The following is an 11,742-nucleotide window of genomic DNA, read 5'->3' as shown; positions in this document are numbered from 1 at the left end:
CCTTTCCTCTCCCTGCCGCAGAATCCGTAAATATTGAGCAAGGTCAAACAGGCCGTAAATTAATACCGCAAACAACATTCCGTCACAGTTTTATTATTGCTGATAAAAACTATTCTCATTATCATCCCATAGTAGATATTTTAACCTCTCGTGGAATCAGGCATTATGCAATTCACTCCAGACAGTGCATGGAAAATTACCGGTTTTACCCACGAAATTAGCCCGGCCTATCGACAAAAGCTGCTGTCACTGGGCATGCTGCCCGGCTCGTCATTTCAGGTCGTGCGCGTCGCCCCGTTAGGTGATCCGGTGCATATCGAAACCCGACGCGTAAATCTGGTATTGCGTAAAAAAGATCTCGCATTAATAGAAGTCGAAGCCTTATCCCGATAACAAGCCAGCGGTTTCAGTGAGTCCAGAAAAATGAAAAAATTAACTATTGGCTTAATTGGCAATCCTAATTCCGGCAAGACAACGCTATTTAACCAGCTCACGGGTGCGCGCCAGCGCGTCGGTAACTGGGCTGGCGTAACGGTTGAACGTAAAGAAGGCCTGTTCTCAACAACAGATCACCAGGTCACGCTGGTTGACCTGCCCGGCACGTACTCCTTAACCACGATCTCCTCGCAAACTTCGCTCGATGAGCAGATTGCCTGCCACTATATTCTTAGCGGCGACGCGGATCTGCTCATCAACGTGGTTGATGCCTCAAACCTTGAGCGTAACCTCTACCTGACGCTGCAGCTGCTGGAGCTGGGCATTCCCTGCATCGTGGCGCTCAACATGCTCGACATTGCAGAGAAACAGAAACTGCGTATCGACGTCGATGCCCTCTCCGCACGGCTGGGGTGCCCGGTCGTTCCGCTGGTGTCGACGCGCGCCCGCGGTATTGATGCCCTGAAACTGGCTATCGATCGCCACGCGGGAAATCGTAACGTTGAGCTGGTGCACTACGCCCAGCCGCTCCTGCGCGAAGCAGATCTGCTGGCGCAAGAGATGGACAAAAGCATGCCCGCGAAACAGCGCCTGTGGCTCGGCCTGCAAATGCTGGAAGGGGATATCTACAGCCGCGCCTATGCTGGTCATGCGGCAGATAAACTGGACGTGGTCCTCGCCCGTCTGAGCGACGAGCTGGATGACCCGGCCCTGCATATCGCTGATGCTCGCTATCAGGCCATCGCCGCGATTTGCGACGTGGTCAGTAACGCCCTGACGGCGGAACCGAGCCGCTTCACCGCGGCCGTGGATAAGGTTGTGCTTAACCGCTTCCTCGGTTTGCCGGTCTTCTTGCTGGTGATGTACCTGATGTTCTTGCTCGCCATTAACATTGGTGGCGCACTCCAGCCGATTTTCGATGCCGGTTCCGTTGCTATCTTTGTTCATGGCATTCAGTGGGTGGGTTACACCCTGCATTTCCCGGAATGGCTGACCATCTTCCTTGCCCAGGGGATTGGCGGTGGTATCAACACCGTACTGCCTCTGGTGCCGCAAATCGGCATGATGTATCTGTTCCTCTCCTTCCTTGAGGATTCCGGTTACATGGCGCGCGCCGCCTTCGTCATGGATCGCCTGATGCAGGCGCTCGGTCTGCCAGGCAAATCCTTCGTGCCGCTGATCGTGGGCTTCGGCTGTAACGTGCCCTCGGTTATGGGTGCCCGTACGCTGGATGCGCCGCGTGAACGTCTGATGACCATTATGATGGCACCGTTTATGTCCTGCGGTGCGCGACTGGCTATCTTCGCGGTCTTTGCCGCGGCCTTCTTTGGGCAGCAGGGGGCGCTGGCGGTCTTCTCGCTGTACGTGCTGGGTATCGTCATGGCCATTCTCACGGGGCTGATGCTGAAACACACCATCATGCGCGGCGAAGCGTCGCCGTTCGTCATGGAACTGCCGGTCTACCACGTCCCCCATCTTAAAAGCCTGGTGATCCAGACCTGGCAGCGCCTGAAAGGCTTCGTCCTGCGTGCCGGTAAAGTGATTGTTATCGTGAGTATTTTCCTGAGCGCGCTGAACAGCTTCACCCTGAGCGGACAGGCTGCGGATAACATCAACGACTCCGCCCTCGCCTCCGTCAGCCGCGTCATAACCCCGGTCTTCAAACCGATTGGCGTCCATGACGATAACTGGCAGGCGACCGTCGGTCTGTTCACCGGTGCGATGGCGAAAGAGGTGGTCGTCGGGACCCTGAATACGCTCTACACCGCGGAGAACATCCAGGAGCAAGCGTTCAATCCGGCAGAGTTTCATCTCGGTAACGAACTGCTGGGCGCCGTCGAAGAGACATGGCAGAGTCTGAAAGACACCTTCAGCCTGAGCGTGCTGGCGAACCCTATCGAGGCCAGTAAAGGTGACGGCGAAATGGCGACGGGTGCCATGGGCGTGATGAGCGAGAAATTTGGTAGCGCCTCTGCGGCCTACAGCTACCTCATCTTTGTTCTGCTCTATATTCCGTGCATCTCCGTCATGGGTGCGATTGCCCGCGAGTCCAGCCGTGGCTGGATGGGCTTCTCCATTCTGTGGGGGCTCAACATCGCTTACTCGCTGGCGACGCTCTTTTATCAGACCGTTAACTTTAGCCAGCACCCGCGGTATAGCCTGGTGTGCATCCTGGCGGTTGTGCTGTTTAACGTGCTCGTTCTCGGCCTGCTACGCCGGGCACGCAGCCGGGTTGATATCAACCTGCTGGCAAACCGCAAAACGGCTGCCACCTGCTGCAACAGCCCGGCGGGCGACTGTCACTAAGGGGTAAGCCATGGCATCGTTGATTCAGGTACGTGACCTGCTGGCGTTACAAGGGCGAATGGAGGCGAAACAGCTGAGCCTCACCCTGCATACCCCGCAGCCGATGATCGATGCCATGCTGGAAAGACTGGAAGCCATGGGAAAAGCGGTGCGTATTCAGGAAGAGGCGGAGGGCTGCCTGTCCGGCAGTTGTAAAAGCTGCCCGGAAGGAAAAGCCTGTCTCAGAGAGTGGTGGGCACTGCGCGCATAAAGCCGGGCATCGCTGCCCGGCATTATCGTATTACTTATAGACGTCCGCCGTTGCGCGCACGTTTTTGGTCTGTTTTTCTGCACTGGTGACGACGTAGTACTTCCCACCCAGCTCATCCGCTTTCTTAGACAGCTCTCTTTTGGCGTCCATCGGCGCGGTCGTGTCAGACGTAGAAATCTCACCAACTTTGGTCAGATTCATCCCGGCAACTTTATCTTTTTCCAGCTCTTGTGCCGCAAAGGCGCCAAATGAAAGTGACCCAATAACCAGAGAAGTGACGATACCTGTAACAAGTTTCATAGCCTGACTCTCCATAGGATTGTTGTTTTGATTATCGTAGGCAGAACAACCGCAACGACATCTGGAGTATGGTTGCGGTGTGAAACTTTTTCCAGGCTGGATAGAAAATAATCAGTCTAAACGTTGACTTAACGCAACGAGCGCTGAACAAAACTCCGCCGGATGAGAGATAAACGGCGCATGCGCGGCTTTATTTATCACCAGAGACTCACTTTGTGGCCAGAGTGAATCCAGTACTGGAACCACTTTGCGCGGCACCAGCCCGTCGAGGTAGCCGTAGATACGCAGGTGCGGCATCGCCAGCGCGGCCAGCGGCTCACGCAAATCGACGGTTTTGAGGATCTCAAGCCCCCCGTTAAGCACCTCAACGTCCGGCATCGGCAGGGAAAGCACGGTCTGCTTCAGCGCTCTGGCATCCTGACGCGCGGTGTCGGTTCCCATTGTCTGCAGGGCCAGGAAACGCTCAACGGTCCGCTGGAAGTCTTCGCTCAGCTGTTTCTGGAACCCGGCCAGCACATCCGGTTTTATGCCCGGCCAGTCGTCCTTTGCACTGAAGCACGGTGACGAGGCTACCGTGACCAGCGCACGCACGCGCTCGGGATGGGTCAACGCAATCTGGCTCGCCACCAGCCCGCCCAGGCTCCAGCCCAGCCAGATGGCGTGTTGCGGCGCAGCGTCCAGCACCTGCTGCGCCATCTCCTCGACCGACATTGCCCCAAAGCCGCGGCTGCGGCCAAAGCCCGGTAAATCCACCAGATGCAGGGTAAATTGCGAGGCGAGTTCCCCGGTTATGCAATTCCATACTTCGGCATTCAGGCCCCATCCGTGCAGCAGCACAAGATGGCAATTTCCCGTCCCTACGGTCTGCCACCACAGCGTCTTCATCAGTTACTGTTCTCTTTTTTCACATGGAGGTTGCACATGTTAACAGTGCCTGGCTTGTGCTGGCTATGCCGGATGCCGCTTGCCCTCAGCGCATGGGGCGTCTGCTCCGTTTGCACCCGCTCGCTGAAAAGGCAGGCGATGACGTGTCCGCAGTGTGGGCTAAATGCCACCGGGCGAGACGTTCCCTGCGGCCGCTGCCTGAAAAAAGCGCCGCCGTGGTGTGCCCTGGTGGCTGTGGATGATTATGTTGCGCCGTTAAGCGGCCTTATTCATGCGCTGAAGTTTGCCGGCCAGAGTGTGCTGGCGCGTCCCCTCGCCCGCCTGTTACTGCTGGCCGTTTTACAGGCGCGACGCACCCGCGGCCTGCCGAACATCGACATGGTGGTTAACGTGCCTTTATACCGTCGCCGACACTGGCGACGCGGCTATAACCAAAGTGACCTGCTCTGCCGCCCGCTCGCCCGATGGCTCGGTTGCCGGTACGACGCCCGTGCGCTCAAACGCGTCCATAACACGGCCATCCAGCATCAGCTCACGGCCCGGCTTCGCAAAAGGAACCTCAAAAATGCCTTTCGTCTTGAATTCCCGGTCAAAGGCCTCCATATCGCGATTGTGGATGATGTTGTCACCACAGGCAGTACCGTTGCTGAACTTTCCCGACTGCTTTTGCAAAGCGGCGCCGCGTCGGTTCAGGTATGGTGTCTGTGCCGTACCTTGTAGCCCTTCTTCAATGGGCGTATGATTATACCCAGGTAATTTAGTCAACTATTAGGCCAAAGCTATGATCCGTATTTCCGATTCTGCACAAGCGCACTTTGCCAAACTGCTGGCAAATCAGGAAGAAGGGACGCAGATCCGCGTGTTTGTGATCAATCCAGGCACTCCGAATGCAGAATGTGGTGTCTCTTATTGTCCTCCGGACGCAGTGGAAGCGACTGACACTGCCCTTAAATTTGAACAGCTCACGGCTTACGTTGATGAGCTGAGCGCACCGTATCTTGAAGATGCGGAGATCGACTTCGTCACCGATCAGCTGGGTTCTCAGCTGACCCTGAAAGCGCCAAACGCCAAAATGCGTAAAGTGTCTGACGATGCCCCCCTGATGGAGCGCGTCGAGTACCTGCTGCAGTCTCAGATCAACCCGCAGCTGGCGGGGCACGGCGGTCGTGTTTCCCTGATGGAAATCACTGAAGACGGCCTGGCGATCCTGCAGTTCGGCGGCGGTTGTAACGGTTGTTCAATGGTTGATGTCACGCTGAAAGAAGGGATCGAGAAGCAGCTGCTGAACGAATTCCCGGAACTGAAAGGTGTGCGCGATCTGACCGAACACCAGCGCGGCGAGCACTCTTACTACTAAGTGTCCGCCTGCTTTTGCCCGGTGGCGCTATGCTTACCGGGCCTGCTTTCCCCTCCCTGCCTTGCCTCCCCATATGTTGACCTGCGTCTCATAATTCAAATTTAGCCCCCCAGGGTGATTCTCAACCACGACATGTTACCCGTATCATTCACGTGGGCACTAAGCACCTTCATAACAGCCGACTAAACTTAATAGTTTCCAAGGCAACAGTATTAGTGCCGTTAACACTCTGTTCCCAGTTGGGACAATCGGAATTTGTCGTTGAAACAATGACGTTACCCATAACAATTCAAAGGCCAGGTAAATCATGCCATTAGTCATCGTTGCTATCGGTGTTGTGTTATTACTGCTCTTGATGATCCGTTTCAAAATGAACGGGTTTATCGCTCTGGTTCTGGTGGCACTTGCAGTCGGTCTGATGCAAGGGATGCCGCTGGTGAAAGTCATCAGCTCCATTAAAGCCGGTGTCGGCGGCACGCTCGGTAGCCTGGCACTGATCATGGGCTTTGGCGCTATGCTCGGCAAAATGCTGGCAGACTGTGGGGGCGCCCAGCGTATTGCCACCACGCTGATTGCCAAATTTGGTAAGAAGAATATCCAGTGGGCGGTTGTGTTAACCGGGTTTACCGTCGGTTTCGCACTGTTCTATGAAGTGGGCTTCGTGCTGATGCTGCCACTGGTGTTCACCATCGCAGCGGCAGCGAACATTCCACTGCTGTATGTCGGTGTACCGATGGCCGCCGCGCTGTCCGTTACGCACGGTTTCCTGCCACCACACCCGGGTCCAACCGCGATCGCCACCATCTTCCATGCCGATATGGGTAAAACCCTGCTGTTCGGTACGATTCTGGCAATCCCGACGGTGATCCTGGCCGGCCCGGTTTATGCCCGCTTCCTGAAAGGGATTGATAAGCCTATCCCGGAAGGTCTGTACAGCGCGAAAACCTTCACGGAAGAAGAGATGCCTGGTTTTGGCGTCAGCGTCTGGACCTCTCTGGTGCCGGTCATCCTGATGGCGATGCGTGCCGTGGCGGAAATGATCCTGCCAAAAGGCCACCCGTTCCTGTCCGTTGCCGAGTTCCTGGGCGACCCGGTGATGGCGACGCTGATTGCGGTACTGATTGCGATGTTCACCTTCGGCCTGAACCGTGGTCGTTCAATGGATCAGATTAACGACACGCTGACCTCTTCCATCAAAATCATTGCCATGATGCTGCTGATTATCGGTGGTGGCGGTGCGTTCAAGCAGGTGCTGGTCGACAGCGGCGTGGATAAATACATCGCGGCCATGATGCATGAAACCAATGTGTCACCGCTGCTGATGGCGTGGTCTATCGCTGCGGTGCTGCGTATCGCGCTCGGCTCTGCAACCGTTGCAGCAATCACCGCCGGTGGTATCGTTGCACCGCTGATTGCGACGACGGGCGTGAGCCCTGAGCTGATGGTTATCGCGGTAGGTTCCGGTAGCGTGATTTTCTCTCACGTGAACGATCCGGGCTTCTGGCTGTTCAAGGAATATTTCAACCTGACTATCGGTGAAACCATCAAGTCCTGGTCTGCACTGGAAACCATTATTTCGGTGTGTGGTCTGGTCGGGGTTCTGCTGTTGAACATGGTTATCTGATATCAAAAAGCCGGGTAGCTTGCGCTTACCCGGCTTTCTTCTCTCTGTGAGACTACCGCGTTTTACCCACCGCTTTTCTGCGCTTATCCAAATCCTTAATCAGCCTGTTCACCCCGTCATCGGCAAACATCTTCTCAAGCGTGATGGACAATTTGCGACGCCAGTTCTTGTACTGATAGCTGGTACCCGGAATGTTCACCGGCTCCGCCATATCAATCCAGTCTTCCGGCTGCAGACCCAGCAGGGCACTGTTGCTGTCGGCAATATAGCGCTGCAATCCGCGGTTGAGCGTAGGCGTCATCGACATCAGTGATGCCTTATGCCCGGCGCGTTTCGGCAGGCAGCCATGCTTGTGTAACGCATCAAGCAACCCTTGCTTCGCCAGCTCGCGATCCTGATACAGCCCACGTAAGACCTCTTCATCCGGATACAGACCCAGCGTTTTACCGAGTGTCAGATCGCCGCTTTCCCAATAGCCACGAAGCGTAGGAAGGTCATGCGTCGTCGCGACTGCCATTGACTGTTCAGGGTACGCTTTCGGCGCGCGGAAGGTTTTCTCATGGTCGTTTTCAAAATAGAGCACTTTATAGGAGTAAACACCGCTGTCGCGGAGCTTACTGACAATCTCAACCGGCACGGTACCGAGATCTTCGCCGATCACCATGCACTGATGACGTTTACTCTCCAGCGCCAGGATCGAGAGCAGATCGTCAACCGGATACTGTACATACGCGCCGTGGTCAGCCGTTTCACCATAAGGGATCCACCACAGACGCAGGACGGACATCACGTGGTCAATTCGCAGCGCGCCGCAGTTTTGCATGTTGGCGCGCAGCAGGTCGATAAACGGCTCGTAAGCCCGCGCAGCCATGACGTGTGGATCCATCGGCGGCAAACCCCAGTTCTGGCCGAGCGGGCCAAGAATATCCGGCGGTGCGCCCACGGAGGCCTTCAGGCAATAAAGCTCGCGGTCACACCAGGTTTCCGCCCCGCCTTCCGCCACGCCAACGGCCAGATCGCGGTACAGGCCGATCGGCATTTTATAACCCTGGCTCACCTGCCAGCAGGCGGCAAACTGGCTGTAAGCCAGCCACTGCAGCCAGAGGAAGAAGTCCACCTCGTCAGCATACTTTTTGCAGAACGCCTGCACTTCGGGCGTATCGACAGATTGATACGCTTCCGGCCATACCGGCCAGCCCCAGCGCATTTCGTCCTCTTTTACCTGATAAGCGTGCAATGCATCGAACGCCGCCTGCCAGTAAAGGCTCTCGCCTTCCTGAGCTACAAACTGGCGGAAAGCCGACATCTGCTCGTCATCACGCTGCGAAAAACCTTTCCACGCCAGACGTAACGCGGCCATTTTCAGTGCGGTGACGGTGGCATAGTCTACCCAGTCCGTCTCGCGCGCCTGCTTCAGCGCCTGCTGAGTGGTCGTGAGGTTCCACCACGCCTGCGCCTCTTTGCTGCTTTTGAAATCGTCTAAGGCATTCACGTCAATGTAAATCACGTTCAGCCAGCGACGGGATGACGGGCTGTACGGACTGGCACTTTCCGGGTTCGCCGGATAGAGCGCATGAATGGGGTTGAGGCCGATAAACGCACCGCCGCGCTCGCCCACATCCGCCAGCATCTTTTTCAGGTCGCCAAAATCGCCGATACCCCAGTTGCTGTCAGAGCGCAGCGTGTAGAGCTGCACGCAGGCCCCCCACAGCTTTTTACCCTCGAGCAACGCCTGCGGCTCATAGCAGCGTTTTGGCGCAACAATCACCCGACAATGAAAACGCTGGCCGTCCTGCGTGAGGGTTAACGTGTGATAGCCCTCCGGCAGTTTTGCCGGAAGGTTAAGCGCTTTGCCACCGGTGGCGTGGCCTTTGTGCTGTTGCCCCTCTTCGGTCGTGAGCAGCCAGCTAAATTCGCCGCGCCCGTTTACCGTAAGCGGCATCTTTTTACCGGCGGTAAACACCTTCACGTTCGGCACCGGAGCAACCGACGCTTTCGCGTCGGTCTTGTGCATGGCATCCAGCAAACGTCTTTTGGTGTCGGCGCCAATAGACTGTGGTTTGCCGTGAGCATTAATGTAACTGAGGCTGATCCCCGCCGCCTGCGCGGCACTGTCCAGACGTTTACTCTCCATCGCGCTTCCTTAGCGTTTTGCCTGCCAGATACGAGCCTGATAATCACGGATTGAGCGGTCAGAACTGAACATCCCGCAGCGGGCGGTGTTCAGAATGCACGCCCGGGTCCACGCTTCCTGGTCGCGATACAGCACATCGACCTGTTTTTGCGCGTCCACATAGGCCGTAAAGTCCGCCATGACCAGATACGGGTCACCGCCGTGTTTGTCCATGCTGTGCAGCATCTGGTCAAAGGCATGTTTATCGCCATCGCTGTACTTACCGCTTTCCAGCTCTTTCAGAACCGCATCAAGAACTTTGTCTTTCTTACGCCATTTCACCGGGTCGTAACCTTTGGCCTTGAGGGCTTTCACTTCTTCGACGGTATGGCCGAAGATAAAGATGTTCTCTTCCCCCACCTTTTCGGCGATCTCGACGTTCGCGCCGTCGAGCGTACCGACGGTCAGCGCACCGTTCAGCGCCAGCTTCATGTTGCCGGTACCGGAAGCTTCTTTCCCTGCCGTGGAGATCTGCTCGGAGATATCCGCCGCCGGGATCAGCATCTCAGCTGCAGAGACGCAGTAGTCCGGCAGGAACACCACCTTCAGCTTGTCACCCACTTTCGGATCGTTATTGATGGCCGCGGCCACTTTATTAATGGCGAGGATAATGTTTTTCGCCAGGTAGTAGCCCGGTGCGGCTTTCGCCCCAAACAGGAACACGCGCGGTACGCGGTCAGCCTGCGGGTTCTCGCGGATCTCTTTATACAGCGCCAGAATGTGCAGCAGGTTCAGATGCTGGCGTTTGTACTCATGCAGACGTTTGATCTGAATATCGAAAATGGCGTTCGGGTTGATCTCAATGCCGGTACGCGCTTTGACAAAATGCGCCAGACGCACTTTGTTTTCGAGCTTAATGGCGCGGTACTGCTCGCGGAATGCCGCGTCGTCGGCATACTTTTCCAGATTGATAAGCTGGTCCAGATCGTTGGCCCACTCTTTCTTCAGGGTTTTGTCCAGCAGGCCGGCCAGCAGCGGGTTGCACTGCTTAATCCAGCGACGCGGCGTGATGCCATTGGTCACGTTATGGAATTTGGTCGGCCACAGCTGGTGGTATTCCGGGAACAGGTCTTTCACCACCAGATCCGAGTGCAGCGCCGCCACACCGTTCACCGCAAAACCGCTCACCACGCACATGTTCGCCATGCGCACCTGTTTGTCATGTACCACAGCCAGCTTCGCCCACACCGCTTTGTCGCCCGGCCAGGTTTTATCCACTTGCTTTTTAAACGCGTCGTTAATCTTGTTGATGATCTGCATATGACGCGGCAGCAGGGCTTTCACCAGCTTCTCATCCCAGCACTCCAGCGCTTCAGGCATCAGGGTGTGGTTGGTATAGGCAAACGTACGGCTGGTGATCGCCCATGCGTCATCCCAGCTCAGCTGGTGCTCGTCAATCAGCACGCGCAACAGTTCAGGAATCGCAATCGTCGGGTGCGTATCGTTAAGCTGGATCACTTCGAAGTCTGGCAGCTGCGCCAGCTTGCGGCCCGCCAGGTGATGACGACGCAGAATATCCGCAATGGAACAGGCACACTGGAAGTACTGCTGCATCAGACGCAGTTTCTTGCCCGCCAGATGGTTGTCGTTCGGGTAAAGGACTTTGGTCAGTTTCTCGGCGTCAATCCCCTGCTGCTCGGCACGCAGGAAATCGCCGTCGTTGAATTTGGTCAGGTTGAAGGGATGAGCATGCTTTGCCTGCCACAGACGCAGCGGTTGCGCCACGCCGTTACGGTAGCCCAGCACCGGCAGATCCCAGGCTTCGCCGGTCAGGGTAAACGCAGGCTCCCACAGCCCCTGCTTCGTGACTTTACCACCAATGCCCACCTGCACATCAAGCTGTGCATTGTGGCGGAACCAGGGGTAAGTATTGCGGTGCCAGTCATCCGGCGCTTCCATCTGATGACCATCAGCAAACGACTGACGGAACAGGCCGTACTGGTAGTTCAGACCGTAGCCAATGGCCGACTGACCGACGGTGGCCATCGAGTCAAGGAAACAGGCCGCCAGACGTCCCAGACCACCGTTACCCAGCGCCGGGTCAATCTCTTCTTCCAGCAGGTCGGTCAGGTTAATATCATGCTCTTTCAGCACATCACCCACCTCCTGATACCAGCCGAGGTTCAGCAGGTTGTTACCTGTCAGACGGCCAATCAGGAACTCCATTGAGATGTAGTTAACGTGGCGCTGGTCTTTCGCCGGTTTTGCCAACGGTTGAGCATTCAGCTGCTCCGCGAGCGCACCGCTCACTGCCTGCCACCACTGGTGAGGCGTCATCTCGTTTGCAGCGTGAAGACCAAAACGCTGCCACTGACGCGTCAGGGCAGCCTGGAATTGAGCTTTGTTAAAGGTAGGCTGTGACATAGGGAATTGGCATCCTGTAGAGAGAAAACACATGTTGGCGCTAGTGT

10 protein-coding genes are annotated in these 11,742 nt (G+C 56.3%); 6 read left to right on the top strand and 4 right to left on the bottom strand.

The features are described 5' to 3' along the window. The first annotated feature begins 165 nt into the window (after positions 1 to 165). Genes feoA through feoC form a run of 3 tightly spaced genes read left to right on the top strand, consistent with a single transcriptional unit; the run spans position 166 to position 2,992 of the window. Complete coding sequence (feoA, locus tag QE396_RS18655) at positions 166 to 393, top strand: ferrous iron transporter A (RefSeq protein ID WP_020884570.1); 228 nt, start codon at positions 166 to 168, stop codon at positions 391 to 393. A gap of 30 nt (positions 394 to 423) precedes the next feature. Further along, a complete protein-coding gene (feoB, locus tag QE396_RS18650) occupies positions 424 to 2,742 on the top strand; it encodes a Fe(2+) transporter permease subunit FeoB (RefSeq protein WP_014171967.1) in 2,319 nt (772 codons plus the stop codon). A 10-nt stretch (positions 2,743 to 2,752) separates the two neighbouring features. Continuing rightward, the gene (feoC, locus tag QE396_RS18645; protein ID WP_014171968.1) at positions 2,753 to 2,992 is read left to right on the top strand and encodes a [Fe-S]-dependent transcriptional repressor FeoC; all 240 of its coding nucleotides are present in this window, start codon (positions 2,753 to 2,755) and stop codon (positions 2,990 to 2,992) included. A 30-nt stretch (positions 2,993 to 3,022) separates the two neighbouring features. On the opposite strand, the gene QE396_RS18640 is transcribed toward feoC, so the two are convergent. Continuing rightward, on the bottom strand, positions 3,023 to 3,292 hold the full coding sequence (locus tag QE396_RS18640) for a YdgH/BhsA/McbA-like domain containing protein (RefSeq protein WP_020884569.1): 270 nt from the start codon (positions 3,290 to 3,292) through the stop codon (positions 3,023 to 3,025). Between the two features lie 111 nt (positions 3,293 to 3,403). Beyond that, on the bottom strand, positions 3,404 to 4,177 hold the full coding sequence (gene bioH / locus QE396_RS18635; RefSeq protein WP_020884568.1) for a pimeloyl-ACP methyl ester esterase BioH: 774 nt from the start codon (positions 4,175 to 4,177) through the stop codon (positions 3,404 to 3,406). Positions 4,178 to 4,213: 36 nt separating this feature from the next. Here bioH and gntX point away from each other — a divergent pair, with 36 nt between their 5' ends. From gntX to gntT, 3 genes are all read left to right on the top strand, one after another. Then, positions 4,214 to 4,897 (top strand): DNA utilization protein GntX, encoded by a 684-nt coding sequence (gntX, locus tag QE396_RS18630; RefSeq protein ID WP_020884567.1) that lies wholly within the window; start codon positions 4,214 to 4,216, stop codon positions 4,895 to 4,897. A 61-nt stretch (positions 4,898 to 4,958) separates the two neighbouring features. Beyond that, the gene (gene nfuA / locus QE396_RS18625; RefSeq protein WP_003861601.1) at positions 4,959 to 5,534 is read left to right on the top strand and encodes a Fe-S biogenesis protein NfuA; all 576 of its coding nucleotides are present in this window, start codon (positions 4,959 to 4,961) and stop codon (positions 5,532 to 5,534) included. A gap of 307 nt (positions 5,535 to 5,841) precedes the next feature. Next, entirely contained in the window at positions 5,842 to 7,158 is a 1,317-nt protein-coding gene (gntT, locus tag QE396_RS18620) for a gluconate transporter (RefSeq protein ID WP_014171973.1), read from the top strand. A 52-nt stretch (positions 7,159 to 7,210) separates the two neighbouring features. On the opposite strand, the gene malQ is transcribed toward gntT, so the two are convergent. Further along, the gene (gene malQ, locus QE396_RS18615) at positions 7,211 to 9,292 is read right to left on the bottom strand and encodes a 4-alpha-glucanotransferase (RefSeq protein WP_020884566.1); all 2,082 of its coding nucleotides are present in this window, start codon (positions 9,290 to 9,292) and stop codon (positions 7,211 to 7,213) included. Between the two features lie 9 nt (positions 9,293 to 9,301). Beyond that, the gene (gene malP, locus QE396_RS18610) at positions 9,302 to 11,695 is read right to left on the bottom strand and encodes a maltodextrin phosphorylase (protein ID WP_020884565.1); all 2,394 of its coding nucleotides are present in this window, start codon (positions 11,693 to 11,695) and stop codon (positions 9,302 to 9,304) included. Positions 11,696 to 11,742: the final 47 nt, after the last annotated feature.

Source organism: Enterobacter sp. SORGH_AS_0287, assembly GCF_031453695.1.
In the GTDB taxonomy this organism is placed as follows: domain Bacteria; phylum Pseudomonadota; class Gammaproteobacteria; order Enterobacterales; family Enterobacteriaceae; genus Enterobacter; species Enterobacter ludwigii.
The sequence above is the reverse complement of the archived record's forward strand: the minus strand, read 5'-3'. Positions and strand labels throughout refer to the sequence as shown.